Source organism: Gordonia aichiensis (assembly GCF_039946255.1).
Taxonomy (GTDB): Bacteria; Actinomycetota; Actinomycetes; order Mycobacteriales; family Mycobacteriaceae; genus Gordonia; species Gordonia aichiensis_A.
This window is the reverse complement of sequence record NZ_JBCDWL010000019.1, coordinates 1-26,031: the sequence shown is the minus strand read 5'-3', so window position 1 is coordinate 26,031 and position 26,031 is coordinate 1. Positions and strand designations below refer to the sequence as shown.

At 68.6% G+C, this 26,031-nt stretch carries 24 protein-coding genes; 9 read left to right on the top strand and 15 right to left on the bottom strand.

Annotated features, from left to right (window positions below):
• Positions 1–6: 6 nt before the first annotated feature.
• Positions 7–1,182 carry a CaiB/BaiF CoA transferase family protein gene (locus AAFO60_RS17640; RefSeq protein ID WP_347957541.1) on the bottom strand — a complete coding sequence of 392 codons (1,176 nt, stop codon included), beginning with the start codon at positions 1,180–1,182 and terminating at the stop codon, positions 7–9.
• A gap of 179 nt (positions 1,183–1,361) precedes the next feature.
• Here AAFO60_RS17640 and AAFO60_RS17635 point away from each other — a divergent pair, with 179 nt between their 5' ends.
• From AAFO60_RS17635 to AAFO60_RS17620, 4 genes are all read left to right on the top strand, one after another.
• A complete protein-coding gene (locus tag AAFO60_RS17635; protein WP_347957540.1) occupies positions 1,362–2,534 on the top strand; it encodes a 2-hydroxyacyl-CoA dehydratase subunit D in 1,173 nt (390 codons plus the stop codon).
• A 70-nt stretch (positions 2,535–2,604) separates the two neighbouring features.
• Complete coding sequence (locus AAFO60_RS17630; protein WP_347957539.1) at positions 2,605–3,945, top strand: 2-hydroxyacyl-CoA dehydratase subunit D; 1,341 nt, start codon at positions 2,605–2,607, stop codon at positions 3,943–3,945.
• A 50-nt stretch (positions 3,946–3,995) separates the two neighbouring features.
• Positions 3,996–4,976 carry an acyl-CoA dehydratase activase gene (locus tag AAFO60_RS17625; protein WP_347957593.1) on the top strand — a complete coding sequence of 327 codons (981 nt, stop codon included), beginning with the start codon at positions 3,996–3,998 and terminating at the stop codon, positions 4,974–4,976.
• Positions 4,973–5,767, top strand: coding sequence for an SDR family NAD(P)-dependent oxidoreductase (locus tag AAFO60_RS17620; protein WP_347957538.1), 795 nt, complete (start codon positions 4,973–4,975; stop codon positions 5,765–5,767). The genes AAFO60_RS17625 and AAFO60_RS17620 overlap by 4 nt, the downstream gene beginning before the upstream one ends.
• 81 nt (positions 5,768–5,848) lie before the next feature.
• On the opposite strand, the gene AAFO60_RS17615 is transcribed toward AAFO60_RS17620, so the two are convergent.
• The gene (locus tag AAFO60_RS17615; RefSeq protein WP_347957537.1) at positions 5,849–6,646 is read right to left on the bottom strand and encodes an enoyl-CoA hydratase/isomerase family protein; all 798 of its coding nucleotides are present in this window, start codon (positions 6,644–6,646) and stop codon (positions 5,849–5,851) included.
• A gap of 266 nt (positions 6,647–6,912) precedes the next feature.
• Here AAFO60_RS17615 and AAFO60_RS17610 point away from each other — a divergent pair, with 266 nt between their 5' ends.
• A complete protein-coding gene (locus tag AAFO60_RS17610) occupies positions 6,913–7,626 on the top strand; it encodes a FadR/GntR family transcriptional regulator (protein WP_347957536.1) in 714 nt (237 codons plus the stop codon).
• A gap of 123 nt (positions 7,627–7,749) precedes the next feature.
• Here the strand turns inward: AAFO60_RS17610 and AAFO60_RS17605 are convergent, their stop codons facing one another.
• The 10 genes from AAFO60_RS17605 to AAFO60_RS17560 all read right to left on the bottom strand — a co-directional run bounded on the left by AAFO60_RS17605 (position 7,750) and on the right by AAFO60_RS17560 (position 18,771).
• Positions 7,750–8,508: an SDR family NAD(P)-dependent oxidoreductase gene (locus tag AAFO60_RS17605; protein WP_347957535.1), complete on the bottom strand. Its 759-nt coding sequence runs from the start codon at positions 8,506–8,508 to the stop codon at positions 7,750–7,752.
• Between the two features lie 100 nt (positions 8,509–8,608).
• The gene (locus tag AAFO60_RS17600) at positions 8,609–9,838 is read right to left on the bottom strand and encodes an acetyl-CoA hydrolase/transferase family protein (RefSeq protein ID WP_347957534.1); all 1,230 of its coding nucleotides are present in this window, start codon (positions 9,836–9,838) and stop codon (positions 8,609–8,611) included.
• Positions 9,838–11,034 (bottom strand): thiolase family protein, encoded by a 1,197-nt coding sequence (locus tag AAFO60_RS17595; RefSeq protein WP_347957533.1) that lies wholly within the window; start codon positions 11,032–11,034, stop codon positions 9,838–9,840. The genes AAFO60_RS17600 and AAFO60_RS17595 overlap by 1 nt, the downstream gene beginning before the upstream one ends.
• Position 11,035: 1 nt before the next feature.
• Complete coding sequence (locus AAFO60_RS17590) at positions 11,036–11,827, bottom strand: SDR family NAD(P)-dependent oxidoreductase (protein WP_347957532.1); 792 nt, start codon at positions 11,825–11,827, stop codon at positions 11,036–11,038.
• Positions 11,827–12,993: an acyl-CoA dehydrogenase family protein gene (locus AAFO60_RS17585; protein ID WP_347957531.1), complete on the bottom strand. Its 1,167-nt coding sequence runs from the start codon at positions 12,991–12,993 to the stop codon at positions 11,827–11,829. Before AAFO60_RS17585 ends, AAFO60_RS17590 begins: the two co-directional genes overlap by 1 nt.
• Positions 12,994–13,055: 62 nt before the next feature.
• A complete protein-coding gene (locus AAFO60_RS17580; RefSeq protein ID WP_347957530.1) occupies positions 13,056–14,120 on the bottom strand; it encodes an acyl-CoA dehydrogenase family protein in 1,065 nt (354 codons plus the stop codon).
• Between the two features lie 32 nt (positions 14,121–14,152).
• Complete coding sequence (locus AAFO60_RS17575; protein ID WP_347957529.1) at positions 14,153–16,120, bottom strand: AMP-binding protein; 1,968 nt, start codon at positions 16,118–16,120, stop codon at positions 14,153–14,155.
• Between the two features lie 87 nt (positions 16,121–16,207).
• Positions 16,208–17,077, bottom strand: a complete 870-nt coding sequence (locus tag AAFO60_RS17570; RefSeq protein ID WP_347957528.1) for an HpcH/HpaI aldolase/citrate lyase family protein — start codon at positions 17,075–17,077, stop codon at positions 16,208–16,210.
• Positions 17,074–17,529 (bottom strand): MaoC family dehydratase, encoded by a 456-nt coding sequence (locus AAFO60_RS17565; protein WP_347957527.1) that lies wholly within the window; start codon positions 17,527–17,529, stop codon positions 17,074–17,076. The genes AAFO60_RS17570 and AAFO60_RS17565 overlap by 4 nt, the downstream gene beginning before the upstream one ends.
• A 54-nt stretch (positions 17,530–17,583) precedes the next feature.
• Positions 17,584–18,771, bottom strand: a complete 1,188-nt coding sequence (locus tag AAFO60_RS17560) for an acyl-CoA dehydrogenase family protein (protein WP_347957526.1) — start codon at positions 18,769–18,771, stop codon at positions 17,584–17,586.
• Between the two features lie 66 nt (positions 18,772–18,837).
• Here AAFO60_RS17560 and AAFO60_RS17555 point away from each other — a divergent pair, with 66 nt between their 5' ends.
• Both AAFO60_RS17555 and AAFO60_RS17550 read left to right on the top strand, forming a co-directional pair.
• Positions 18,838–19,302, top strand: coding sequence for an FAS1-like dehydratase domain-containing protein (locus AAFO60_RS17555; protein ID WP_347957525.1), 465 nt, complete (start codon positions 18,838–18,840; stop codon positions 19,300–19,302).
• Positions 19,299–19,715 (top strand): MaoC family dehydratase, encoded by a 417-nt coding sequence (locus AAFO60_RS17550; protein WP_347957524.1) that lies wholly within the window; start codon positions 19,299–19,301, stop codon positions 19,713–19,715. Before AAFO60_RS17555 ends, AAFO60_RS17550 begins: the two co-directional genes overlap by 4 nt.
• Before the next feature lie 89 nt (positions 19,716–19,804).
• Here AAFO60_RS17550 and AAFO60_RS17545 read toward each other — a convergent pair whose 3' ends face one another.
• From AAFO60_RS17545 to AAFO60_RS17535, 3 genes are all read right to left on the bottom strand, one after another.
• On the bottom strand, positions 19,805–20,782 hold the full coding sequence (locus AAFO60_RS17545; protein WP_347957592.1) for a zinc-binding dehydrogenase: 978 nt from the start codon (positions 20,780–20,782) through the stop codon (positions 19,805–19,807).
• Positions 20,783–20,867: 85 nt separating this feature from the next.
• Entirely contained in the window at positions 20,868–21,644 is a 777-nt protein-coding gene (locus AAFO60_RS17540) for a PaaI family thioesterase (protein WP_347957523.1), read from the bottom strand.
• Positions 21,644–23,323: an AMP-binding protein gene (locus tag AAFO60_RS17535; RefSeq protein ID WP_347957522.1), complete on the bottom strand. Its 1,680-nt coding sequence runs from the start codon at positions 23,321–23,323 to the stop codon at positions 21,644–21,646. The genes AAFO60_RS17540 and AAFO60_RS17535 overlap by 1 nt, the downstream gene beginning before the upstream one ends.
• Positions 23,324–23,585: 262 nt before the next feature.
• Between AAFO60_RS17535 and AAFO60_RS17530 the strand changes: the two genes are divergently transcribed.
• Together AAFO60_RS17530 and AAFO60_RS17525 are read left to right on the top strand one after the other, a co-directional pair.
• Positions 23,586–25,040, top strand: a complete 1,455-nt coding sequence (locus AAFO60_RS17530) for an aldehyde dehydrogenase (protein ID WP_347957521.1) — start codon at positions 23,586–23,588, stop codon at positions 25,038–25,040.
• Positions 25,041–25,146: 106 nt separating this feature from the next.
• The gene (locus AAFO60_RS17525) at positions 25,147–25,905 is read left to right on the top strand and encodes a phosphotransferase family protein (RefSeq protein WP_347957520.1); all 759 of its coding nucleotides are present in this window, start codon (positions 25,147–25,149) and stop codon (positions 25,903–25,905) included.
• Positions 25,906–26,031 lie beyond the last annotated feature (126 nt).

Sequence of the window (26,031 nt, the reverse complement as noted above, 5' to 3'; positions counted from 1 at the left end):
CGTCACCTATCGACCCGCACCGCCGCCAGCTCCCGGCACGGTGACGCCCCAGTCGGCGTAGACCTGAGCGGTGTCCTCCCCCGGCACCCTCGGCCGGGTGTACCCGCGGGCCACGGCGCATTCGGCTCCGCCAGCGACGTCGGCTCCGACGGTCGCGAACCGCGGCGCGGGCGCGGGCTGACGCTGTCCGAACTCGGAGACGATGGTGCCGCGTTCCCTGATGTGCGGGTGGTCGGCCACCTCGGTGAGCGCGAGGACCGGTGTCACGCATGCGTCGCGCCGGGCGAACACGTCGGCCCACTCGTCCCGGGACCGGGTTGCGAAGACCTCGGCGAAGCGGGCGCGTAGCAGCGGCCAGCACGACTCGTCGTACTGGGCGGGCAGTTCCGCGTCCGTCAATCCCAGACCGTCGAGCAACTGCGCGTAGAAGGGCGGCTCGATGGCGCCGACCGCGACGTGGCCGCCGTCCGCGCATTCGTACGTGTCGTAGAAGGGTGCGGCTCCGTCGATGACGTTCGTGCCGCGCTCGGGTGCCCAGCGGCCGTTCTCGGTCAGCGTCCAGAACATCGTCATCAACGTGCTGACACCGTCGATCATCGCGGCGTCGACGATGCGCCCCCGCCCGGTGCGTTCCCGCGCGTAGAGCGCGGACAGGATCCCCGAGATCGCGAACATCGACCCGCCGCCGAGGTCGGCGACCAGATTCAGCGGCGCCAGCGGCCGTTCGCCGGCACGGCCGATCGCGTCGAGCGCACCGGTCAGCGCCAGATAGTTGATGTCATGGCCGGCCTGGGCCGCCATCGGGCCGGTCTGTCCCCATCCGGTGATGCGCGCATACACCAGACGCGGGTTGCGCTCGCAGCACACGTCCGGCCCCACGCCCATGCGTTCCGCGACGCCCGGCCGATAGCCCTCGAGGAGGACGTCGGCCCGATCGATCAACGCCAGCACCGACTCCAACCCGGCCGGATCCTTGAGGTCGGCGGCCACCGAACAACGATTGCGCAATCCCGCGTCCGACTCCACCGGAACGAGCTGATTGACACCCCCGGGCCTCTCCACCCGGACCACCTCGGCTCCCAGGTCGGACAGCATCATCGCCGCATGCGGAGCGGGGCCGATGCCTGCGAGTTCGACCACTCGCAACCCGTCGAGGACCCCGTCGGTTCGCTGCACTGCCATTCGAATCACCCTTTCGTTGATATTTGACAGTTATAGCAACTTCCTGTCATATCTTGTAGTATCAGAAGGGAACGCGAGGCACCGCTCGACACCGATCCCGCAGCGAACCGAACCGCACCCGAGTCCCCCAGACGATGCGCCTGAGCAGAACCCGCGACCGAGCAGAACCGAGGAGCCCCATGACCGAGCTGAATCCCCACGTGATGGCGACCCTGCAGGCGGCCGCCGACGACCCGGCCGCCTACGCCGCACGGTGGAAGGCCGAGCACCACCGCCCGGCCATCGCCTCGTTCCCGATGAACTTCCCATCCGAACTGGTCCACGCGTCCGGTGCCCTGCCGGTGATCGTGCAGGAGAGTTCCACGCCGATCTCCGAGGGACGCAGCCTGCTGGCCGAGTTCTACTGCGGCTACACCCGCAGCGTCGCCGACCAAGCGGCGCTCGGCGAACTCGACGTCTTCGACGCCTTCGTCACCGCGGATCACTGCGTGCAGCTGCTGGGCGCGGTCGACGTGATTCGCTGGGCCCGACCGCAGGCTCCCGTCCACTTCGCGCAGTTCACCAGTTCCATGGATGATCCGTGGACCAAGCCCCGCGTGCACAGTCGGATCGATGAGCTGGTCAAGGACATCGAGCACACGACGGGCACCGCCATCACCTCCGAGGCCGTGTCGGCGAGCATCGCGGCGTTCAACGAGAACCGACGATTGCTGCGCGACCTTTACGAGCTCCGACGCAGCGGCCGGGTGCGGATCACCCCGACTCAGGTCCAGACCCTGGTGAAGTCGTCGATGGTGATGGACATCGACGAGCACACCGCCGCGCTGAAGCAGATCTTGGCAGAGCTGAGCCCCTCCGACGAAGCGGCCGAGGACGTGGTGCGGCTGCACCTGTCCGGCCACTTCTGTCATGCGCCGAAGCCGGAGATCCTCGACGTGATCGAAGAGGCTGGCGCGTTGGTCGTCGACGACGACCTGTTCACCGGATTCCGGTACATCTCCACCGACGTCCCCGAGTCCGACGACCCGTTCGACGACCTCGCCGAGTGGTATCTCGACCGCAACGTCTCCGCCCCGTGCCCGACGCGCGTGACCGTCCAGGTGGACTGGGACACCTACCTGATCGACTCGCTGCGAGCCAGCCGCGCCCAGGGCGTCGTGGTCTTGATGGCGAAGTTCTGTGAACCGCACATGCTCTACTACCCCGAACTGCGCAAGGCGCTCGAGCCGCGCGGCATTCCGCTGCTGCTCATCGAAACCGAGCATGAGGGCAATCCCGTCGAGACCTTGCGGACCCGGATCGAGACGTTCGTCGAGCGAATCCGCCGACAGCCCGCGACCATCGCGTCCTGACCGGCCACGGCGCGTCCGCCGCCCCTCGACAGCCACCACACCGACACAGACCAGCGCAAAGGACTTCCCCATGACCACCGCATCGCCCGCCAAAGGCAAGGCCAACCGCCTCTCCAGCACCAAAGTCGGCGGCAAGCTCGTCGCCGACTACTGGGAGAACATCTTCACCGCGAGGGAACGCGGCAAGCACGTCGTCTGGTACAACGGCGCCGCCCTCAACCCGATCTTCCAGGCCGCGGGGCTGGAATGGTGCCACGGCGAGGCCTTCGCCGCCCGCCTCGCCGCCCAGCACCTGGAGGAGCCCGCGCAGGCCGCCGGTGCCGAGTACGGCTACATCGGCGAGCTGTGCTCCTACGCCCGCACCCACCTCGGCTGTGCCGTCCTGACCCACCAGTCAGCCAGCCAGAAGGAGACCGGCGTCGTCGGCCTGCACGATCAGCAGGAGCTCGCCAGCAAGCTGCCCGCCCCCGACTTCTTCGTCAACGGATACGCCGGCTGCAGCACCGGCCAGCAGTGGGACGCCATGACCTACCGCGTCTTCGACCGCAAGCTGCCGCTGTTCAACGTGTCGATGCCGATGCTGTGGGGCAACAAGCCCGACGCCGGTTACATGCGCGGAGAGGAGTGGGTCGAGGTCAGCAAGTACGTCGAGGGCCAGCTGCGCGAACTCATCTCGTTCCTCGAGCAGCAGACGGGACGGCCCTTCGACTGGGACAAGCTCAGCGAGAGCATGTCGTACATCAAGAAGGCCTCCGAGCTCCGCCTCGAGGGCATGGAGCTGTGCAGGCAGGCCCCGACGCCGGCCACCTACTGGGACTGGGTCGCCAGCATCGCCCCGATCAACTTCCTCCCGGGCAACCAGGATCTGGTCGACTACTTCGCCGGGGTCAAGGCCGAGATCCAGCAGCGAGTCGACGACGGGGTCAGCGCGCTCGACAACGAGCGGTACCGCGTCTACTTCGACGGCATCATGAACTGGAACAAGCTGGGCTTCCTGACCCGCAAGTTCGCCGAGTACGACGTCGCGGTGGTAGCCGGCCGATACACCCATGAGTCGTTCTGGCAGGAGCCGCAGCTCATCGACGTCGACAACCCGCTGCTCGGCATGGCCCAGCACTACCTGCTGTGCCCGCTGAACCACGGGCTGAAGAACCTGCAGGAACTGCTGCTGCGTCGCCTCGACGAGTACGCGATCGACGGCATCGCCTTCCATTCCACCCGCACCTGCCGCGCCATGACCAACCCGCAGACCATGCTCGCCCGGACCGCCGAGGAGCAGCGCGGCGTGAAGTCGTTCTTCTTCGAGGGCGACGTCGCCGACGCGTCGTTCTATAACGACGAACTGTTCGACAGCCGCTTGGAGGCGATGTTGGAGGCCATCGACGTTCAGCGCATGAAGGCGCGGGGATGAACGTCCCACGCGACCCCGCCCGACCGGGGTCGAAAGCGAAGGGCACCACGATGGACGAGTGGTTCGTGCTGGGTGTCGATCTGGGGTCGACGACCGCCAAGGCGGCCGTCGTCGACTCGGCCGGCACGCTGCGCGCGTCGTCCGTCGTCCAGATGGGGGCGGTCAGCCGCGAGGCCGTGACCCGCGCGATCGACGAGGCCCTCGCAGCCGCGGGCATCGCCCGGTCGGACATCAAGCGGACGATCAGCACCGGATACGGGCGCAAACTCGTGCCCGGCGCCGACCGGAGCTTCACCGAGATCACGTGCCACGCGCGCGGGGCGGCCGCTCTGCACCCGGGAGTGCGACTCGTGATCGACATCGGCGGTCAGGACAGCAAGGCGATCATCGTCGACGACGAGGGCCTGGTGGAGCGGTTCGCGATGAACGACCGCTGTGCCAGCGGCACCGGCCGGTTCTTCGACGTCCTGGCCCGCGCCCTCGAGGTCGACATCGCCGAGGTGGGCGAGCTGGCGCTCGCCGGATCCAATCATCTCGAGGTCAGCAGCATGTGCGCCACCTTCGCCGAGACCGAGGTGATCTCGATGCTCGCGCAGGGGCAGGACAAGGCCGACATCGCCGCCTCGGTGCACAAGGCGGTCGCGGCGCGCACCCTCGGCCTGGTGGCGCAGGTCGGCCGCGCCACCCCGACCGTGATCACCGGCGGCGTCGCGAAGAACCCCGCGGCGTGCGCGGCAATCGCCGCCGTGCTCCGCAATCCCGTCGAGCAACTCGACACGCCACAGATCGCGGGCGCCTACGGCGCCGGCCTGCTGGCCCGTGACGACTGGGCGGGCAGCCGAGATCTTCCCGTGACCGCCGACGAGTCGGCGTCGGCCGACTTCGACCGCCACAAGAGCGCAGGCGTGCCCCACTGCACCGACTGCGACGGACGCCTCGATCACGAGCACGAACACGACCATCACGGACAAGACCACCACGGCGGCGCCCGCGGACCGGTCGATCTCCCCCTGCAAAGGAGCATTCGATGACCCCGCCGACCGAAATCCGCGTGCCCACGCTCACCGACGCCACCGTCTGCATCACCGGCGGAACCAGCGGTGTCGGGCTCCAGGTGGCACGCCAACTCGTCGCCGCGGGCACGCAGCGGATCGCCTTGATCGGCCGCAACGCCGAGCGCGGCGAGCACGCCGCCGAGGAGATCCGCGGACTGGCGCCCGGCGTGTGGGCCATGTTCATCGCCGGCGACGCCAACGACCCAGCCGAGGCCGGTCGGGTCGCCGGCGAGGTGACCACCTCGTTGGGCGACATCGACATCCTGATCAACAGCACCGCGGCGTCCTACACCCCGCGGCTGCTGCACGACATCGATCCGGCGGACGTTCCGTCGATCCTCATGCAGCAGGCGCTGGGTCCGATGAACATGAGCCGCGCCGTGCTGCCCGGCATGCGCGCACGGCGCGGCGGGGTCATCGTCAATGTGGCCTCCGACGCCGCCAAGTACCCCACCCCCGGTGAGACCGTGATCGGCGCCGCCATGGCGGCAATCGTCATGTTCTCCCGGACGCTCGCGATGGAGGCCAAGCGCGACGGCGTCCGCGTCAACACCGTCACCCCGTCACTGATCGCCAACACCGGCTCATTCGACCGCGTCATGGACGACCCCTTCAGCTCCAGGCTGTTCGAGAAGGCGACCGCGCAGGCGGCCCTGGGCGTGGCCGAACCCGAGGACCTCGCTGACCTCATCCTGTTCCTGGCCAGCCCGCAGGCGCGGCGCATCACCGGCCAGGTGGTGAGCCCGAACGGCGGCATCTCCGCCTGACGGGAGGATGACGAACACTCAGCTCCACGAATGAGGGCCGGATGCGCGCCTTGCGCATCCGGCCCTCATTCTCGGCGCCAGTCAGGCGAACCGCGGCTTGCGTTTCTCGACGAACGCGGCGATCCCCTCGGCCGCCTCGCCGGCCTCGAACAACGACTGCTCCTGCGCGACCTCGTAGGCGGCGCCGTCTGCCAGGGTTTGATCGAAGGCAGCGTCCACCGTCCGGACGACGGCTAATTGCGCGGGTAGGGAGGCGCCCTGCATCTGGACGGCGAAGTCGAGGGCGGCCTCCAGCACGTCGCCGTCGGCGAGCCGATCGACCAGTCCGATCCGGTGGGCTTCCTCGGCGGGCACCTGCCGCGCGGTGAGCATGATGTCCAACGCGCGGCCGCGTCCCACCAGCCGCGGAAGGCGCTGCGTGCCGCCCGCTCCGGGGATCAGGCCGATCTTGACCTCGGGGAGGCCGAACTTGCCCCCGGCACCGCCGACCCGGAGGGTCGCGGCCATCGCCAGCTCCAGGCCGCCGCCGAGTGCGAGGCCGTCGACCGCCGCGATGGAGATCCACGGCGCGGCGGCGAGACGGTCGTTGACCGCCCGCATCTTGTCGCCGTACGCGGTGAAGCTGTCGGCGTCGATGGTCCCGAGGTGCTTGATGTCGGCGCCCGCGGCGAAGAACCCCGGGAGCGCCGAGGTGATGATCATGACCTTCACGTCGCCGACCTTCTCGGCGGCGTCCATCGCCGCGTGCAGGCCGTCGAGCAGGGCGGGGCCGAGGGCGTTCGCGGGCGGTCGTGCCATCGTGACCACGGTGACACCCGGGGAGGCCGTCCGCCACGTCACGACGTCTGCGGGATTCTGATCTGCGAGATTCTCGGACATGCGTCCTCTTCCGTTGAGAGTTCGGCGCTCGGCCAGGTCGGATCCGAAACCGAGTCGTCGCCTGCGGGCGACCATCAGATCACGAGATCTTAAATGGTCAGTTTGGTACGACCAATATAGCAGACAGCTAGATCGCTCACGTCATCACTTGAAGGAGGTTGCGAATGCTAACTTAGGTATGACCATATAACTGCGAAACGGGGACCCACATGCCTGAGGCTCGAACTGGAACGAAGGTACTTCGCGAACCGGTGCAACTGGAACCGATGCAGGTACCGAAGGCTTCGGACGTGCTCGCCAGCGACTTGCGCGAACGCATCCTCCGCGGCGACTTCCCCACCGGAACCGCACTGCCGCCGGAGCGTGAACTAGTGACCCAGACGCGGATGAGCCGCACCACGGTGCGCGAAGCGCTCCGAATCCTGGAGGTCCAGGGCCTGGTCGTCATCAAGACCGGCCGCTCGGGCGGCGCCTTCGTTCAGCAGCCCGACGGCGGGTCGGTCGCCTCCTCGGTGAGCCTGCTGATCCGCGGCCAGCAGTTGCGGCTGACCGCACTGCTGGAGACGCGCGAGGCGATCGAGCCGGCCTGCGCCGGACTCGCCGCCAAGTACCGGACCGACGACGACCTCGCCGCCATGGACGCCGCGAACGTCATCATCAACGACCTGTCGGGTCCCTTGGAGAGTTTCCTCAAGGCCAATGTCGACTGGCACATGGCCGTCGCTGCCGCCAGCCACAACGAACTGCTGACCGGGTTCATGACCGCGTTGTCGCAGGCGATCTACAGTTCCACCGAGAACACAGCCTTCGTCGACGACGAAGTCCGCAAGACCACCTACCGCGCGCATAAGACGATCACCGACGCCATCCGCGCCGGCGATCCCGCCGCAGCCACCCGCCGAATGACCAAGCACGTCCACGGCTACGCCGAAGCCGTCGTCCAGGTGGAGGAACGCACCGAGATCGACCTGGCCGAGTGAACCACCGGGCCGACTGAACAGGTGGGCCGAGCCGCTCACCGAGTCGGCTATGTCGACGACGCGGCCGCCGGCCGGAAGCTCGCGCTTCGGGCCGGCGGTCTCGTCGTCAGGTGCTGACCGGCCTCACGCCATCGTCAGTCCACCGCTGACCGACAGCGTCTGACCGGTGATGTAACCGGCTTCGTCGGAGGCGAAGAAGGCGACGGCGGCGGCGATGTCGGACGGTTGGGCCAGCCGCTTCATCGGGACCGCGCGCGTCATTCCGCCGAGGACCTTGTCCGCGTCCTGGCCGGAGTTGTCGGCGAACTTGCGCAGCGCGGGAGTGTCGGTGGGACCGGGGCAGACCGTGTTGGCGGTGACGCCTTTGGTCGCGACCTCGCGGGCCAGAGTCTTGGTGAAGGCGATGGTGCCACCCTTGGCGCCCGAGTACACGGCCTCCAGCGACGAGCCCACCCGGCCGGCATCCGAACCGATGTTGATGACCCGGCCGAATCCGCGCTCGATCATCCCCGGCACCACCGTGTGGTTGACGCGCAGCGAACCCTTGAAGTTGATGTCGAGGATCTTGTTCCAGAAGTCCTCGTCGGTGTCGAGGAACTTCATGAAGTCGTCCCACCCCGCATTGTTCACCGCTACCTCGACCGGGCCCAGCTGCTCGGTGACGGCGTCGATCGCGGCCTTCACCGAGGCGGTGTCGGTGACGTCGATCGGCACGGCGATGGCCTCGCCGCCGGCCTCGACGATCTGCGCGGCGACCTGCTTGGCCGCATCCAGATTCAGATCCGCGACGGCGACGCGGAAGCCCTTGGCTCCCAGCGTGCGGGAGATCCCCTCCCCGATGCCTGCGGCGCCTCCGGTGACGAGTGCGACTCGATTACTCATGATGTGCTCCTTAGGGTCGATGCTCTGTGGCGTCGGATGGTCGGGGCGCTCTGCCCGCCCCGGGTATCTCGGTGATGTGCGCGTCCGCCGACCGAGTCGGTCAGGACGCGGCTCGGACGGTTCGTTCCAGGTCCTCGCGGAACTCGGGTGCGGCCACGGCGATCAACCGCCGCCGCCGCTCTGCCAGCGGCTGCCCCCGCAGGTGCGCGACCCCGTGCTCGGTGACGACGCAGTCCACATCGGCACGCCCGGTGGTCACGATCCCCTCGTCGAGAGCGAACTTGATCGACGAGCGGCCCCGCATGGTGGAGCGCAGCGCGATGACCGACAGCTTCCCGGTCAGCCCGGCGGCGCGGGCGAAGTCGACCTGCCCGCCGACCGCACCCAGGTAGGTGCCCCGGCTGACCTCGGCGCCCACCTGACCGGTCAGGTCCACCTCGATCGCGAAGTTGACCGCGACCAGGGAGCCCAGCTGGGACAGCACCTGCGGGGCATGCGTGTAACTGGTGGGACGGAATCGGACGGGCAGCCCGGCGGCCCGCCGGTACAGTTCGGTGGATCCGAGCGCGGTGCCGGCGACGGCCAGCCCGGCATCGATCTGCTTGCGCGCGCCGGTGATCACCCCCTTGTCGATCAGGCGCATGATCCCGTCGGAGATCATCCCGGTGTGGACACCGAGATCGGCGTGCCCGGACAGGGCCTCGAGGACCGCGGCCCCGGTGGAGCCGATGCCGACCTGGATCGTGTCCCCGTCGTCCACCAGACCCGCGATGTGCGCCGCGATGGCTCGGTCGACGTCGCCCGCGGGCCGGGACGACTCCTCCTGCAGCGGCCGATCGGTGGTGACCGTCGCGGCGAACCGGCTCAGCGGGATGCGCGGCGAGCCGGGCACGTCCGGCATCTGTTCGTTGATCTCGGCGAACAGCAGCGCGGTGTGCGCGAGCGCGTCGGCCATGTAGTCCACGCCGATGCCGAGCGAGCAGCGCCCGTCCGGCCCCGGCGGCGAGACCTGTAGCAGACCTGCGTCCACCGGCAGTCGCTGCTCGGCGAACATCCGCGGCAGCGCCGAGTAGTGACACGGCACCACATCGAGTTGGTGCGTCGCATTGAGCTGCCGGAGTGCGCCGAGCGCCCCGTACGAGACCATGGTGGCCTCCGGGGAGATGGCGGCCGCCAACTGGTCGTTCCAGCTGAGGCCGGTGAACAACCGCAGTGAGCCCAGCTTCGGCGCCTGTTCCAGGAGCGCGTCGACCAAGGGACGGGGCTCGGCGGCCGCCTGGCTCCACCACACGCCGCAGCCGGGCGTGAGCAGGGCCGCGAAGTCGATCATCAGTCGACCCGCTCGACGAGGGTGCCGGTGCCCAGTCCCCCGCCGCAGCACATGGTGACCAGACCGAGCTCGGTGTCGCGGCGTTCCATCTCGGCCAGGATCGTCGCGATGAGCCGGGCACCGGTGGCGCCGACGGCATGTCCGAGCGCGATCGCACCGCCGTTGACGTTGACCCGATCCTCGTCGGGCTTGAGTTCCTGCTGCCAGGCCAGCACCACCGACGAGAAGGCCTCGTTCACCTCGAACAGGTCGATGTCGGAGACGCCGAGCCCGTTGCGCTCGAGCAGTTTGCGGGTGGCCGGGATCGGCCCGGTCAGCATGATGATCGGGTCGACGCCGACGGTCGTCTGATCGGCGATCCGCGCGCGGATCCGCAGTCCGTGACGCTCGGCGGCCTCGCGGGTGCACAACAGAACGGCTGCGGCGCTGTCGCAGATCGGGCTCGACGAGCCCGCCGTGACGCGCCCGTTCTCCGTGCGGAACACGGGCTTGAGCGTGGCGAGAGTCTCGACGGTGGTGCCGGGGCGGATGGGCTGGTCGCTCAGGCGGACCTGCCCGTCGAGCTCCATCCGGACCATCTCGGCGTCGAAGCGGCCCGCCCGGACCGCGGCGTCGGCCAGCGCATGCGACCGGGCGGCGAACTCGTCCATCTGCGTGCGGGTGATGCCCCACCGATCGGCGATGAGTTCGGCGCTCTCGCCCTGCCCGACGAAGTCGTACCGGGCGCGCAGTTCGGCCGGCCACGGGTCGCCGTACAGTTCACTGATCTTGGCCGGCGAGTTCATCGGAACATGTCCCATGTGCTCGACACCGCCCGCGATGACCACGTCGTGCACCCCCGAGGCCACCAGGGACGCGGCGAAGTTGACGGCGGTCTGCGCCGACCCGCACCGTCGGTCGAGAGTCGTGGCGGGGGTCTCCGGCGGATAGCCGGCCTGCAGCCACGCGTTGCGACCGATGTTGCGCGACTGCTCGCCGAAGGGAGCGGTGCAGCCGATGATCAGATCCTCGACCGCCGCCGGCGCCAGGCCGGAGCGCTCGATGAGGTCGGTGTAGCAGGCGGCGAGCATCGCATTCGGATGGATGTCGCGGAACCAGCCCTTCTCAGGGTGGGATTTCCCGATGGGTGTGCGCACGGCCTCGGCGATGACCACCTCGCGTCCGGCGTTGGTGAAGGGTCCAGAAACTCGGGTCATGTCAGATCACCGTTCCTCCGTCCACCGGCAGAATCTGGCCGGTGATGTATGCAGCTGCGTCGGATGCGAGAAAGACGAAACTCGACGCGATCTCGTCCGGGTAGGCCCAGCGTCCCAGCGGGATGCGAGCCAGGGTCTTGGCCGCGAGCTTCTCGTTGCTGCGGATGTTCTCGGTCATGGCCGTGGCCGCCAGCGGCGCGACGGCGTTCACGGTGACCGTCTGCTTGGCGAGTTCCCGGGCCAGCGACTTGGTGAGCCCGATGATCGCCGCCTTGGCCGCACCGTAGTTGGCCTGCCCGATGGTGCCGACGAGGCCCGCCGCCGAGGTCACGTTGATGATGCGGCCGGTCCCGTCGTCCGGAAGGTACTCGAGGGCAGCCTGACTGCAGTGGAAGCTGCCCATCAGATGGGTGTCGAGGACCTTGCGGAACCGTGCCTCGTCCATCTTGGGGAACATCGCGGGTGCGATGACGCCGGCGTTGTTGACCAGGATGTTGAGGGTTCCGCCGCCCAGGCGGGCGCCCGCCGCCGTCGCCTGGGCGGCGTTCTCCGCATCGCAGACGTCAAGCGCGAAGGGTACGGCGGTGCCGCCGGCGGCGGCGATCCGCTCACTCACGGCGGTCGCGGCGGCGAGGTCGATGTCGGTCACCAGGACCGCGGCGCCGACGGCGGCAAAGGCCGCGGCCACCGCGGCACCCACGCCTCCGCCCGCGCCGGTGATCAGCGCCGACCGTCCGGCGAGGGAGAACGCCTGCAGTCCGGCCGGGGCGGCGGGACGGTGTTCGTCGGTCATCAGTAGCTCCTGGGAAGGCTGAGGACGTGCGAGCCGAGGTAGTTGAGGATCATCTCCTGGCTGATCGGCGCGATCCGCGTCAGGCGGGCCTCACGGAAATAGCGGGCGACGTTGTACTCCTCCGAGTACCCCATCCCGCCGTGGGTCTGCAGGGCGCGATCGGCGGCCTCGAAGCCGGCGTCGGCGCACAGGTACTTGGCGGTGTTGGCCTCGCGGCCGCACGGTTTCCCGTTGTCGTAGAGCCAGGTGGCCTTGCGGAGCATGAGCTCGGCGGCGTCGAGCCTGGCCAGGGAGTCGGCCAGCGGGAACTGGATGCCCTGGTTCTTGCCGATCTGCCGGCCGAAGACCTCGCGCTCGTTGCCGTAGCGCACACCGGCGCGGAGCGCGGCGCGCCCGATGCCCAGGGCCTCGGCGGCCACGAGCATGCGCTCAGGGTTCAAGCCGTCCAGGATGTACTTGAAACCTTGGCCCTCTTCGCCGACCCGATCCTCGACCGGGATCTCCAGGCCGTCGATGAACAGTTCATTCGAGGTCACCGCGTTGCGGCCCATCTTCTTGATGGGACGGATGTCGACCTTGTCGCGGTCCAGGTCGGTGAGGAACAGCGTCAGCCCGTCGGTCTTGCGCGGCGAGTCCTCGAACTTCGCGGTACGGGTCAGCAGCAGGATCTTCTCCGACTCGACGGCCTTGGAGATCCACACCTTCCGTCCGTTGACGACGTACTTGTCGCCGTCGCGCTTGGCGAAGGTGGTGATCTTCGTGGTGTCCAGGCCGGCCCCGGGCTCGGTGACGCCGAAGCAGACGTGCAGATCGCCGCTGACGATGCGCGGCAGCGTCCGGCGCTTGAGTTCCTCGCTGCCGTGCACGATCACCGGGTGCATGCCGAAGATCGACAGATGCATCGAACTCGCACCGTTCATGCCCGCACCGGAGGCCGCCACCTGCTCCAGGATGATCGAGGCCTCAGTGATGCCGTATCCGTGGCCGCCGTATTCCTCCGGCGTGGTGATCCCGAGCCAGCCGCCTTCGGCGAAGGCGTCGTAGAACTCCCGGGGGAACTCGTGCTTCTCGTCCTTCTCCTGCCAGTACTGGTCGTCGAATTTGGCTGCCAGTTCGGTGACCGCATCACGAATCGTGAGCTGATCGTCCGTCAATTCGAAATCCACGTCGTCTCTCCCATCACAACTTTCGTTAACTATATTAATGGACTGACCATAAATGCAAGAGGTCAGTCGAGCAGCGTGTGGGCGATCCGCTCGTTCCAGGCGGCCGGCGAGCCGAACAGCACCCGGTCGAGCTTGGCCCGCTTGTAGTACAGGTGCAGGTCGTGCTCCCACGTGTAACCGATGGCGCCGTGCACCGTGAGCGTCGACTCCGCCAGATCCGCGACCGATCCGGTCACCTGGGCCTTGGCGACGGCGGCCGCCGCGGCCGCGTCCGGGAGCCCGGCGTCGACCGCGGCCGCGGCGTACAAGGCCGACGAATGGGCGGCCTCCACCGTGACCAGCATCTGCGCGGCGGCGTGCTTGACGGCCTGGAACGACCCGATGACCTGGCCGAACTGCTTGCGCTGTTTGCTGTATTCGACCGTGAGATCGAGCATCCGCTCGGCCGCGCCGAGGGACGCCGATGCGACGAGGACAGCGGCCCGGGCCGCGACGTCGTCAAGAAGCGCAGGGTCGACAAGCGCGGGGTCGGCAGTCGTCGAATCGAGCACGGGGGCGTCGGTGAACTCGACCGTGCCGCTGGTGCGGGACCGATCGAGCAGGTCGTCGACGCTCACCCGGGCGTGCTCGGCGGCCACCCGGATCAGCGTCGGCCCGTCCGGCCCCGTCACCGGCACCACGAAGACATCGGCCGCCTGCGCTGCGAGCACGTGCGGAACGCTGCCGGTGAGCCGGCCGTCGGTGACCGTCAGGGCATTCCACCTCGGCACCCGATCGGCCCGGCACGCCAGGACATGAGTCGATTCGCCGGACAGTTGGGCCGCACGTTCGGCCGGGGTGAGCACCGGCATCGCCAGCGCCCCCGCCAGCCACGGCGCGTCGGGGGCGGCGGCCCGGCCGAACTCTCTGGCCGCCAGCGCCAGTTCCAGCAGGCCGCCGCCCTGGCCACCGTCGTCCTCGTCGTATCCCACTCCCCACCAGCCGTCGTCGATCAGGGCTGCGGTGAACGAGTCCGCGGTCCCGTCGGCGATCGCCTTACGGACAACTTCGGAGGGAAACCTCGCCGCAAGCCAGTCGCGCAGCGAGGTGGAGAACAGTTCCTGTTCGTCGGACAGTTCCCAGTGCATCGGTTGCTCCTCTTACTTCTCGCCGCTGGCACTCAGCGCACGTGTTCTTGGTCGGCGGACTTCTCGTGCACCACGTCTCGGATCGCGTCCACCGCTTCGGGATTCTCGGCGCCCGAGAGGTCGCCGGGATCGGTGCCCATCACGGCGGCTCGGACCGCGCGGCGCAGAATCTTGGCCGAGCGAGTCTTGGGCAGGGCCTGCACGACCCACACCTTCGACGGCGCGAACGGTTTGCCGACGCCGCCGGCCACCAGCTGCCGCAGCTCCTCGGAGACGCCCTCGGTGTCGGCACCGTCCCGCGGTACCCAGAAGGCCCACACCGACTCGCCCTTCTTGGCGTCGGGGATGCCGACGGCGGCGGCCTCGGCGACCGCCGGGTGCGTCGCCAGCACCGACTCGACCTCGGCCGGCGCCAGCCGTTTGCCCGCCACGTTCATCACGTCGTCGGAGCGGCCCATGATGAACCACTGGCCGTCCTCGACGAGCGCGTAGTCGCCGTGACACCACATGCCGGGGAAGGTGGTCCAGTAGGCCTTCAGGTACCGATCCCGGTCATGCCAGACCCCGCGGGTCATCGCCGGCCACGGCTGTCGGCAGACCAGCTCGCCGATGCTGCCGCGCAGCGGGTTGCCGTCGTCGTCCACGACGTCGACGTCCATGCCCAACGACGGACCGCCGAGCGAACAGCTGGGGATCGGCTCCACCGGGTACGGGGCCAGGAACGATCCACCGACCTCGGTGCCGCCGGAGAAGTTGATGACGGGCACTCGCTCGGCGAACACGTCGCGAGCGAGCCAGTCGTACGAATCCGAGTCCCAGGGTTCTCCGGTCGAGCCGAGGACGTGCACCGAGCTGAGGTCGCGGGTGGCGATCTCGGCCACATCGCCCGCCTTCAGCGCTCGGATGAGGGTCGGCGAGACGCCGAGCATGGTGATGCGATGTCGTTCGACGAGGTCCCAGAGACGGTAGACGTCCGGCACATCGGGCGACCCCTCGTAGAGCACCAGGGTCGCGCCGTTGGCGTGGGTGCCGAACGCGGCGAGCGGGCCCATGATCCAGCCCATGTCCGTGATCCAGCAGAAGCGGTCGTCCTCGCCGATGTCGAACGAGTACGCCACCTCGCTGGCGACCTTGACCGTGAACCCGGCATGGGTGTGCACCGCGCCCTTGGGCTTTCCGGTGGTCCCCGAGGTGTACCCGAGCATAAGCGTCTGCATGGCCGGGAAGGGCGTGAACTCGAAGGGGCGTCGCGCCGGGTCGATGACCGACTTCCACGAGGTCCGGACCGGGCCGTCGCCGACGGGAGCGGCAGAACCGGTTCCGGTGTTGTCGACGCTGATCACCGATCGCACCGTCGGGCACGTACGCAGTGCTTCGTCGAGCTCGGTCGCCATCGGGACCGTGCGGCCGCGACGAGCGGTCCCGTCGGCGACGATGACCGCCGCGCACTCGGCGTCGTTGAGCCGTGAGGCGATGGCGGGCGCGGCGAATCCGGAGAACAGCGGGACCAGGACCGCGCCGATGCCGGCGATCGCGTAGCAGGCGACGACGGACTCGGGGATCATCGGCAGGTACACGGCGACGGCATCACCCTCCCCGATGCCCAGATCGCGCAGGCCCGCGGCAGCGGCGGCCACCTGACCGGCCAGCTCGGCATAGGTCAGCGTCGTCGCCGACCCGTCCTCGGACTCGTGGATGATCGCGGGCCGGTCCGCTCCGGTGTCGAGCCACCGTTCGACGCATGCCGAGACCACATTGAACGTGCCGCCGACGAACCACTCGGGGAACTCGATGCCCGCGCTCGTGTCGACTACCGAGGTGTACGGCGCCGCGAACGGAATGCCCAGGTCCTCGACCACGGCCTTCCAGTACCAGCCGATGTCGGCGGTCGAGCGTTGACGGAGCTCATCGATGGTGGCGGCGCCGGCGGCGCGCGCCAGACGGGTCACGTTGGCCTTGTCGACGTACTCGGGCGTCGGCCTCCACACGTAATCGCTCACGGGATTCCCTTTCACGGATCGGCATCGGACTGATGCGACGGCGGGTCCGGCCGCTCGCGGCGGCCGGTGTTCGGATGTCTTCGGGCGTCAGCGGTCCTCGGCGAGTGCGAGGACCGCGACGGCCTGTTTGAGATGGGGTGCGTCAAGCATCTTCCCGTCGAGGGCGACGGCACCGTCGGCCGTCTGATCGAACGCGTCGACCACGCGGCGGGCGTAGTCGACCTCCTCCGCCGACGGGGTGAAGGCGGCGTTGATGGTCTCGACCTGCGCCGGGTGGATGGCGATGCGACCGCTGAAACCCTCCGATCGAGCCCACCGGCACGACTCGGCGAGTCCTTCACGGTCCGCGATGTCGACGTAGAGTGTCTCGACGGCTTCGACACCGGCGGCCTTGGCGCCGAGCAGGGTCATCGAACGCACCGTCCGGTAAGTGTGGGTCCACTCGCCGTCTGGCGCGAGGTTGGTGGTGGCTCCGACGTCGGCGCTGAGATCCTCGGCACCCCAGGTGAGTCCGTACAGGCGGGAGAGTCCGGCGCCGCGGTACTCCCCCAGCGCGAACGGGGCTTGCGCCGTCTCAGTGGCGACTGGGAGCAGCCGGGCGCCGCCGGCGATGCCCGCCGCCGTCTCCAGCGCGTCGAGGTAGTGGCTCACCGCCAGGACGTCGGCGGGGCCGTCGACCTTCGGGATCATCACGCCGGCGAGGCCCTCGGTGACGACGGCCGCCAGATCGGCCAGCGCCAGCCCGGAGACGAGCGGGTTGATCCGAACCCACAGCTGCGCCGTTCCCGGGCTGGCCGCGAGGGTCTGCGCCACCAGTTCGCGGGCGATCGGCTTACGCGCGGGAGCGACCGAGTCCTCGAGGTCCAGGATGATCGCGTCGGCCGGGGACTCGGCGATCTTCGAGAGCTTCTTGGTGCTGTCGCCCGGCACGAACAGGAACGAACGCAACGGTTTCATTCGATGGGCTTCTTCCGCTGGAGCCCGGATCGCTTGCAGGAGGCGACGAGCTCGTCGTGCTGGTTGAACGCCTGGTGCAGAAAGACGACGATGCCCTGGCCCGGCCGGGACTTGGACTCGCGCAGCTCCAGCACCTCGGTGACGACATGGATCGTGTCGCCGTGGAACAGCGGCTTGGGGAACCGGACCTCGTCCCAGCCCAGGTTCGCCACCGCGGTGCCGAGCGTGGTGTCCCCGACGGAGATCCCGACCATCAGTCCCAGGGTGAAGGCGCTGTTGACGATGCGCTGCCCGTAGTCGGTGCCGCGCATGTACTCCTCGTCGAGGTGCAACAGTGCCGGGTTGTGCGTCATCGTCGTGAACAGCACGTTGTCGGTCTCGGTGATCGTCCGTCGGATCGGGTGCTCGAACCGCTGGCCGACGGTCAGTTCGTCGTACCACACTCCAGCCATTGGGAGATCCTCCTGAAGAGTCGTTATCGGAAAAATCGTTGTCTGGCGCCGGCGTCAGGCCCGAGGCATGCCCAGCACCCGCTCGGCGGCGATGTTGCGCTGGATGAACGTCGATCCACCGGCGATCGCCGTCCCGCGGGCCTGGTACGCCAACCGCAGCCAGCGCTGCTGATCGGAGTCGGCGTCCTCGTCCGACTCGGCGAGCCCGAACTGGCCGCCGAAGTCGCTGAGCTCGAGCCCGAAGTCAGCGATGTCCTCCACCAGCGGGCAGAAGTACAGCTTGCCGATGGAAGCGACGGGCCCGGGCGGCTGGCCCGACGCGGCGCCGGTGATCACCCGCTGGCCGATGAGGTAGTGAGTCAGGGCGCGCCCGTACAGGTCGGCGACCCGCTGCCGGATCCGCGGATCCGAACGCAGGGGCGTTCCGTCGTCGTCGGTCAGGTCGGCGAGTTTGCCGATCAGATCGCGGACCGCGCGCGTGGTGTTCACCCGGCCGGTGGCGATTCCGACGCGCTCGAAGGCGAGGGTTCCCATCGCCACGCGCCAACCGCCGTCGACCACGCCGACCACGGCCGAATCGGGGACGAAGACGTCGTCGAGGAAGACCTCGTTGAACTCGGCTTCACCCAGCATGTGTTCGAGGGGTCGCACGGTGATTCCGTCGGAATCCATCGGGAGCAGGAAGTACGTGATGCCCCGATGCCGCTCGCCGCCGCCGGTCCGCGCCAGCAGGATCGCGTTGTCGGCGATCTGTGCGCGCGACGTCCAGATCTTCTGGCCCTGGATGCGCCAGCCGCCGTCGACCTTGGTGGCCTTGGTCCGCAGCGAGGCCAGGTCCGAGCCGGACTCGGGTTCGCTGAACAGCTGACACCAGATCTCTTCGCCGCGCAGGATCGGGGCCAGGTAGCGCTGCTTCTGCGCATCGTCTCCGAAGGCGACGATGGTCGGTCCGGCGAAGTCCTCGCCGATGATGTTCAACCGGTCGGGGGCCCCGGCCCGGTCCATCTCCTCGTTGAAGATTGCCTTAATCTTGGCGTCCGCGCCCGCGCCGCCGAACTCGGTCGGCCAGGACAGGCCGGCGAATCCGGCGTCGAACAACTTCCGCTGCCACTGGGACCAGAACTCGCGCTTGTCCTCCATCCGGACCGGCTCCGGCCACGGCAGGGTGGGCAGCGTCTCGGTCACCCAGTCCCGTACACGGCGGCGGAACTGCGCCTCCTCGGTCGAATCACTCAGATCCATCGAACCTCCCTCACTCTTATGGCCTAACGTTACAATAGGTCAGACCAAAAAACCAGGAGGTTATCCATGCCGGACATCGCAGCCCGGTCGGTCCCCGTCGGAGGGGTTCTCGACCAGGTCGAATTCACTGTCGAGGAGGGGAAGATCGCCGAGTTCGCGCGTGCCACACACGCGGCCGATCCCGTCCACACCCGGACAGCGGCGGCCGTCGAAACGGGGCTGGCGGCGATCGCCGCGACACCCACTCACGTCGTCGTCGCCGGACATCACCGGGATCAGCAGGCATTCGTCGCGGCGCTCGGGCTCGCGATCGAACGCATCGTCGTCGGGTCGGTCGACTGGGAGTACGAGCGGCCGCTGGTGGCCGGAGACCGGTTGACCGGCACCCGCCGGGTGGTCGACGACACCGTCCGCGAGGGTCGGCGGGGAGGAAACATGCGGTTGGTCACCTTGGAGACCCGGTGGATCGACGACCGCGGCGACGTCGCGGTCACGGTCCGCGAAGTGTTGATCGAGCGAGGTGCGAAATGACCCGGACACCGGTGCAGCTGCGGGCCGGAGCGGCCCTCGAACCGCGGACGATCGGCCCCGTCACGCAGACCGACGTCGTCCGGTTCGCCGGCGCGGGCGGCGATTTCAATCCGCTCCACCACGACGCGGAGTACGCCAGGGCCGCCGGACTGCCGGGGGTGATCGCGATGGGCCAGATGCAGGCAGGCATGCTCGCCTCGTGGGTGTCCGACCGCGTGCACGTGGAGAATCTGCTGAGCTTCTCGGTGCGCTTCGCCTCCCCGCTGTTCCTCGGTGACACGCTGGAGCTGACCGGCACCGTCGAATCCATCGACTCGGCAGGCGTCGCCGAATTGGACCTAGTTGCCACCGTCGCCGATCGCACGGTGATCACCGGCCACGCGCGGGTCCGCGCGCGGGCGTCCGCCGAATAGCGGTGACGCCCGCGCGGCAGTCCGCGTGGGCGTCACCCTCACGTGTGAGGCAGAACCTCCGCCTCACGTGCGGAGCACGGGTTTTCCCCTCACGTGCGGAGCACGAGCTTGCCATAGTGCCTGCCGGATTCGAGTGCGCGGTGGGCCTGCGCGGCGTCGGCGAGCGCGAATTCCTCGGCGATGTGAGGCGGGGCCACACGGCCGGTCTCGACGAGGTCGAGCAGCCCCCGGAAGTCGTTCGGCGAACCCATAGTGGTGCCGAGCAGACTGAACTGTCCGAAGAAGTACGGCCGGACGGCGAGGGTGGCCTGTTCGGCGACGTTGGCGCCGAGCACCACCAGGCGCCCGCCCGTACGCAAGGCACCCAGCGAATGCGACCACAGACCCACCGGGTCGAGGACGACGTCGAATCCCTCCCCTCCGGGGGCGAGGGCCCGGGCGCGTTCGGGCCAGTCGTCCGCCGTGTGCAGGACTCCGCCCCGAACACCGGCGGCCTCGGCGCGCCGCAGCTTCTCCGGTGTGGATGCGGTGACGCAGACGTGCGCGCCGAGTGCGGTCGCCAGAGCCGCGGCCATCGTGGCGACGCCGCCGCCGGCGCCGACGATGAGCAGCGACTCCCCCGCCGTCAGCTGTGCGCGCGACACGAGCGCGCGGAAGCAGGTGACGCCGACCAGCGGCAGCGCGGCGGCCTGAGCCCACGAGTAGCCCGCCGGCATCGGGGCCAGGCATTCGGCGGGCACACTCACCCGCTCGGCGTAGGTGCCCGGTGTGCGGTCGCCGAGGATCTGGAACGCTCCGCCGGGCGCGGCCTCGCGGTACCCCCAGTGCAGCGACGGCAGGATCACCACCGGCTCCCCGGTGTCGGCGCGGATGCCGGCGCCGTCGGCGCCGGGCGTGTGCGGCAGAGGCGAGCCGTAGCGTCCCTCCCTCACCAGCACGTCGTGCCAGTTCAGTGCTGCGGCCTTCAGCTCCACCTCGACCCACCCCCGCGGCGTCTGCGGCGGAGCGATCTCACGGAGCTGCAGCGCTCCGGCATCGCCGAATTGATTCATCACGATGGCGTGCATCGTCATCCCTCACTGTCGGACTGTTGTCGGGCCGGCATACGCCACGGGCATTCAGGACCCGGCGGATTCATGGGAGCCGGTCGGTTCACCGTCTAAGGATGGCGGTGGCGACCACGCACGGGCGGCCGCTGAGCAACCGCGCTTCCACGCGCGCCATCGCCGTCGTTCGTCCCGTGTGCACGACGGTCGCGTGAAAGCCCGTCTCCGCCGTGGCATCACACGGGCGCAGGTACGTGGCGTCGATGCTCACGGTCGTGTAACCCGGCCCGAGTGCCGAGTGCGCGGCCAGTTCGGCTCCGACGACCAGCACACCGCCGTGCACGTCGCCCATGATGTTGGCTGACCACGGTGTCGGTGCCATGATCAGTTCGCCCGGCGCGATCGTGTCGATTTCGAGCGCCTCGCGGACGGTAACGCGACCGTCGGGCGGAACGGGATCGAATCCGCTTCGATCCTGCGGCCCGGTCGCGTCGATCAGGTGTGACCGATGGGTCAGCGTCGCCACGACCTGCCCGGCGTCGTCGTAGGCCACCCCGTGGGTGAGGGCGTTGACGTCGGTCAGGGCCGCGAGTTCTCCCGCCACCCGGATCGTCGTGCCGTCGAGCGGGATCGGCCGGAGGACGTCGATCTTCATGCTCAGGCTCACCGGCCACCGGCCGGTGGGCGCGGCATTGGCCACGATGTAACCGGTCGCATCGTCGAGCGGCACCGCGAGCGCACTGGCCACCCGGCCGATCTCCGGGTCGCGCAGCCAGTGACCGGTCTCGACGCGGAACTCGGAACGCTCGGCGCCCAGGGCCGTCGCTCGTGCGCGGAGCATCGAGACCGCGCCGCCGGCTTCGAACTCGACGGTGTCCGCCATCAGGCCGTCGCTGCCTTGGACTGCTCCATCTGGTCGGCGATCTGCTTGCGCAGCACGTGCTTCTGAATCTTGCCGGTCGCCGTCATCGGCAGTTCGTCGAGCACTTCCACGTGTTCCGGCGTCTTCTGGATGGCGACTCCGCGTTCGACGAGGTAGGTGCGGATGTCGGCGACGGTCGGCGCCGCATGGCCCTCCTTGGGGACCACGTACAGGCACACCTTCTCGCCGAGACGTTCGTCGGGCATGGCGACCACGGCAAGGGCGAGCACGTCGGGGTGGTGGGTCAGCTTGTCCTCCACCTCGCGGACGCTGATGTTCATGCCGCCGCGGATGATGATGTCCTTGGTGCGGCCGGTGACGCGGACGAAGCCGTCGTCGTCCATCACGCCGAGGTCGCCGGACATCGAGTATCCGTCGGCGGTGTAGAGCTCAGCAGTCGCGTCGGGCCGGTTGAGGTACTCGATCATGTGCGACGGTCCGCGGTAGGCGATGTCGCCCTCGGTGCCGTGCGGCACCGGTTCGCCCGCGGCGTCGACGATCTCCACGTGGGTGCCCGGCAGCGCGCTGCCGTCGGAGGTGAGGGCGTGCCGCGGGTCGTCGTCCACCGTGCACGAGGTGGTGCACAGGTTCTCGCTGCGGCCGTACAGCGACAGGATGCTCGCCCCCGGGAGTTTCGCGGTCGCGTGCTCGATCACGGCGGACGGGATCGGCGAGCCCGCGCAGGTCCAGAAGCGCAGCGACGACAGGTCCGCGTCGGGGTCGGCGTCCGCCGCGGCCATGAGGGTCTGCAGGAACACGGTGGCCGTGACCGCCCCGGTGCATCCGTACTTCTGGATGTCGGCGAGTCCGCGGGTCGGGTCCCACTCGGGCATGAAATGCGTTGCGGCACCGCTGAGCAACGGCAGGATCACGCTGGTCACCAGGCCTGTGGTGTGAGTGACCGGCGAGGGCCCGAACTGCACGTCGTCCTCGGTGTGGCCGAAGGCGACCCGCAGCGCCCGGGCGCCGGACGCGTAGGTGTTGAAGGTGTGCACGCAGCCCTTGGGTCGCGACGTGGTGCCCGAGGTGTACACGATCACGTAGGGGTCGTCGGGGTGGACTCGAAAGTCGAGTTCGGCGTCCGCCTCCTCGACGGCGACGTCCGCGACCAGGTCCTCGAGCACGTCGATGTTCTTGTCGGCGTATGCATCGTCCCCGGCCCGGACGGCGACGACGAACTCCAGCGTCGGCGCCGACTGACGGATCTCGTCGTACATCGAGACGTAGTCGAATCCCTTGAAGTCGGCCGGCGCAATCGCCATCCGCACGCCGGCGTCCGACATGGTGTACGTCACCTCGTCGGTCCGGTAGATCGGCATGATCGGCACCATGACGGCCCCGATCCGAGTCAGTGCGGCCGCCACGACCACGAACTCGGCCCAGTTGGGAAGCTGGGCGGCCACCCGGTCGCCGGGCCGCAGTCCCTTGCGCCGCAGACCGACGGCCAGTCGCTGACTGTCCCGGTACAGCTCGGCGAATGTCAGGGAGTGCGTCCCGTCGGTCACGAAGACCTTGTCGGGGTTGTCTTCGATCCGAGCGCGCAGCAGCTCGGTGAAGTTCTCATCGGCCCACTGGCCGGTGGAGTAGTACCCCTCGACGTCGGCAGAGGTGTAGCGGCCGAGGTTCCGTTCGCTTGCCATGAGTGATGCACGTCCTTTTCGATCCACTGACTGTTATGTCTGAACGTTAGAATGGTTAGACCGTTAATGCAAGGGGCTTTCCGGTCCAGTCAGCAACATGCAGACCGATCGCCGGGACCATCCGAGCGAAGATCCCCAGAACGAGGGATGCCCCTCCCTCGTTATTTGGAATTACCAAAGAAACCATTGTCGGGAGAACGTCGGCCCTCGACCATGAAGTGACTCGGTTCACATTCGAGCCCGCCGACCCCGAAGGAGCGACATGACATCGATCGACTACCGCGAGTTCTACATCGACGGCGGCTGGCAGCAGCCCAGCACCGCCGGATCGGTTCCGGTGATGTCCCCGACCACCGAAGAGCCGATCGGCAGCGTCCCGCGGGCCTCGATCCAGGATATCGACCGCGCTGTGGCTGCGGCCCGGCGTGCGTTCGACGATCCGGCCGGGTGGTCCGCCTGGCATCCCAAGGAGCGCGCCGAGGTGCTCGAACGCTTCGCCGTCGAGCTCGAGTCACGCGCCGCCGAGACCGCCCGCCGGGTGTCCCGGCAGAACGGCATGCCGATCTGGCTGGCCGACCAGTTCGAGGGCACGTTCCCTCCCGTGCTCGTGCGCTACTTCAGCGGACTGATGGTCGACGCCCCCGACGCCGACGTCCGGCCCGGCATGCTCGGCGGCTCGGCCCGCGTGACCCGTCGGCCGATCGGTGTGGTCGGCGCCATCGTCCCCTGGAACGTCCCGCAGGCGATCACCTTCCTCAAGCTCGCTCCCGCGCTGGCGTCGGGATGCACGGTTGTGCTCAAACCCGCGGAGGAGACCGTCCTCGACGCCTTCCTGATGGCCGAGGCCGCCATCGCTGCGGGCCTGCCGCCCGGTGTGCTCAATGTGGTCCCCGGCGGCCGCGACATCGGTGCCCATCTGGTGGAGCACCCGGACATCGACAAGGTCTCGTTCACCGGATCCACCCTCGCCGGCCGGAGCATCGCCGAGACCTGCGGCAGGCTGCTGCGCCCGGTGACCCTGGAGCTGGGCGGCAAGTCGGCGGCGATCCTGCTCGACGACGTCGACCTCGGCGCCTCGATGGAGCCGCTCTTCGGAGCGACGTTGCTGAACAACGGTCAGATCTGCTGGCTGAGCACCCGAGTGCTCGCACCTCGCTCGCGCTACGGAGAGGTCGTCGACGCCGTGACGGCGCTCGCCGAGTCGCTCACGATCGGCGACCCGCTCGATCCCGCGACCAAGATCGGTCCGCTGGTGTCGGCGCGGCAGCGCGACCGCGTCGAGGGCTACATCGCCAAGGGACGCGACGAGGGTGCGCGACTCACCACCGGCGGCGCGCGCCCAGGCGACCTCGACCGCGGGTATTTCGTCCAGCCCACGGTGTTCGCGGACCTGGACAACTCCGCCACCATCGCACGCGAAGAGATCTTCGGACCGGTGCTGTCGATCATCCCGTTCTCCGACGAAACCGAGGCACTCGCGATCGCCAACGACAGCGAGTACGGCCTCGGCGGAACCGTGTGGTCATCTGACGTCGAGCGGGCGACCGCGCTGGCCGGCCGCGTCCGTTCCGGAACCGTCGGGGTGAATCACTACGTCAACGATCCGGTCGCCCCGTTCGGCGGAATCAAGAACAGCGGCATCGGTCGGGAGATGGGCCCCGAGGGCCTGCATGCGTTCCAGCAGCTGCACACCGTCTACCTCCCGCCGGAGGCCTGATCATCGCCGATCACGCCGCTCTCGAGGCATCACCACTCAGCCCGATTCCAACGCGCCGGCGACCCGGCCGCGCGAATCGATCCCCACGATCAGGAGGCACTCTCGCATGACTGCGCTACCATCCACGGCTTACGATTCGACGACCGACGACATCGATCCCGGCGTCCGCGACCTGCTGGACCGCAAGGCGACTCGAATCACCGATCACGTCCGATATCAGCCGCTGCAGACCCCGGACGTCGAACGTCGGCTTCGTCAGTTCTTCGCGACGACCGCTCCGTCCGCCGAAGTGCACGGCGTGTCCCGGATGGGCGGCGGAGCGTCGAAGGAGCAGTTCGTCTTCTCGCTCCGAACCGGCACCGCCGACGAGAAGTACGTACTCCGCATGGATCCCGCCCAGACCGCAGCCGAGACCGAACGCGAATTCCAGGTCTTGAACGCCTACAGCAGGCACCTGCCCGCACCCCACGCCGAGTGGCTCGACGACGAAGGACAGCACTTCGGGCAGCCCGCCGCCATCATGAAGTTCGTCCCCGGCGTCACCAAGCCGACCACGAAGAGCGACGGTCCCAATGTCACCGGACTCGGCACGTCGTTCCCACGGGAACTGCGCGCCGAGCTCGGCCCGCAGTTCATTGATCTGCTCGCCCGGACGCACGCCGTCGACTGGTGCTCCGAGGACCTGCCCAGTTTCGCCCGACCGACTCCGGGCACCGTCCAGACCGCACTCTGGCAGGTCAATTGGATGGCTCGGGTCTGGCGCGACGACCACATCGAGGCCAGTCCGATCGCTGCGGTCACCGAACGCTGGCTGCGGCAGAATCTTCCGGTGTGCGAATCGCCGACGATGGTCCACGGCGACTAGGTAGTGCCCCTTAGAGTGGTGTAACCGCGGTGACCAGCTGCTCGGTACGAGAGCGGTCACCGTGTGATCCTTCGAGTCAACCTTCCACAGAATCCTCGAACGGAGTCATCACGATGACCGCACCTC

What these genes read in the sequence shown, in the direction of transcription:
- AAFO60_RS17640 (WP_347957541.1), bottom strand. Translation starts at nt 1,182, where the DNA reads ATGGCAGTGCAGCGAACCGACGGGGTCCTCGACGGGTTGCGAGTGGTC.
- AAFO60_RS17635 (WP_347957540.1), top strand. Translation starts at nt 1,362, where the DNA reads ATGACCGAGCTGAATCCCCACGTGATGGCGACCCTGCAGGCGGCCGCC.
- AAFO60_RS17630 (WP_347957539.1), top strand. Translation starts at nt 2,605, where the DNA reads ATGACCACCGCATCGCCCGCCAAAGGCAAGGCCAACCGCCTCTCCAGC.
- AAFO60_RS17625 (WP_347957593.1), top strand. Translation starts at nt 3,996, where the DNA reads ATGGACGAGTGGTTCGTGCTGGGTGTCGATCTGGGGTCGACGACCGCC.
- AAFO60_RS17620 (WP_347957538.1), top strand. Translation starts at nt 4,973, where the DNA reads ATGACCCCGCCGACCGAAATCCGCGTGCCCACGCTCACCGACGCCACC.
- AAFO60_RS17615 (WP_347957537.1), bottom strand. Translation starts at nt 6,646, where the DNA reads ATGTCCGAGAATCTCGCAGATCAGAATCCCGCAGACGTCGTGACGTGG.
- AAFO60_RS17610 (WP_347957536.1), top strand. Translation starts at nt 6,913, where the DNA reads ATGCAGGTACCGAAGGCTTCGGACGTGCTCGCCAGCGACTTGCGCGAA.
- AAFO60_RS17605 (WP_347957535.1), bottom strand. Translation starts at nt 8,508, where the DNA reads ATGAGTAATCGAGTCGCACTCGTCACCGGAGGCGCCGCAGGCATCGGG.
- AAFO60_RS17600 (WP_347957534.1), bottom strand. Translation starts at nt 9,838, where the DNA reads ATGATCGACTTCGCGGCCCTGCTCACGCCCGGCTGCGGCGTGTGGTGG.
- AAFO60_RS17595 (WP_347957533.1), bottom strand. Translation starts at nt 11,034, where the DNA reads ATGACCCGAGTTTCTGGACCCTTCACCAACGCCGGACGCGAGGTGGTC.
- AAFO60_RS17590 (WP_347957532.1), bottom strand. Translation starts at nt 11,827, where the DNA reads ATGACCGACGAACACCGTCCCGCCGCCCCGGCCGGACTGCAGGCGTTC.
- AAFO60_RS17580 (WP_347957530.1), bottom strand. Translation starts at nt 14,120, where the DNA reads ATGCACTGGGAACTGTCCGACGAACAGGAACTGTTCTCCACCTCGCTG.
- AAFO60_RS17570 (WP_347957528.1), bottom strand. Translation starts at nt 17,077, where the DNA reads ATGAAACCGTTGCGTTCGTTCCTGTTCGTGCCGGGCGACAGCACCAAG.
- AAFO60_RS17565 (WP_347957527.1), bottom strand. Translation starts at nt 17,529, where the DNA reads ATGGCTGGAGTGTGGTACGACGAACTGACCGTCGGCCAGCGGTTCGAG.
- AAFO60_RS17560 (WP_347957526.1), bottom strand. Translation starts at nt 18,771, where the DNA reads ATGGATCTGAGTGATTCGACCGAGGAGGCGCAGTTCCGCCGCCGTGTA.
- AAFO60_RS17555 (WP_347957525.1), top strand. Translation starts at nt 18,838, where the DNA reads ATGCCGGACATCGCAGCCCGGTCGGTCCCCGTCGGAGGGGTTCTCGAC.
- AAFO60_RS17550 (WP_347957524.1), top strand. Translation starts at nt 19,299, where the DNA reads ATGACCCGGACACCGGTGCAGCTGCGGGCCGGAGCGGCCCTCGAACCG.
- AAFO60_RS17545 (WP_347957592.1), bottom strand. Translation starts at nt 20,782, where the DNA reads ATGCACGCCATCGTGATGAATCAATTCGGCGATGCCGGAGCGCTGCAG.
- AAFO60_RS17540 (WP_347957523.1), bottom strand. Translation starts at nt 21,644, where the DNA reads ATGGCGGACACCGTCGAGTTCGAAGCCGGCGGCGCGGTCTCGATGCTC.
- AAFO60_RS17535 (WP_347957522.1), bottom strand. Translation starts at nt 23,323, where the DNA reads ATGGCAAGCGAACGGAACCTCGGCCGCTACACCTCTGCCGACGTCGAG.
- AAFO60_RS17530 (WP_347957521.1), top strand. Translation starts at nt 23,586, where the DNA reads ATGACATCGATCGACTACCGCGAGTTCTACATCGACGGCGGCTGGCAG.
- AAFO60_RS17525 (WP_347957520.1), top strand. Translation starts at nt 25,147, where the DNA reads ATGACTGCGCTACCATCCACGGCTTACGATTCGACGACCGACGACATC.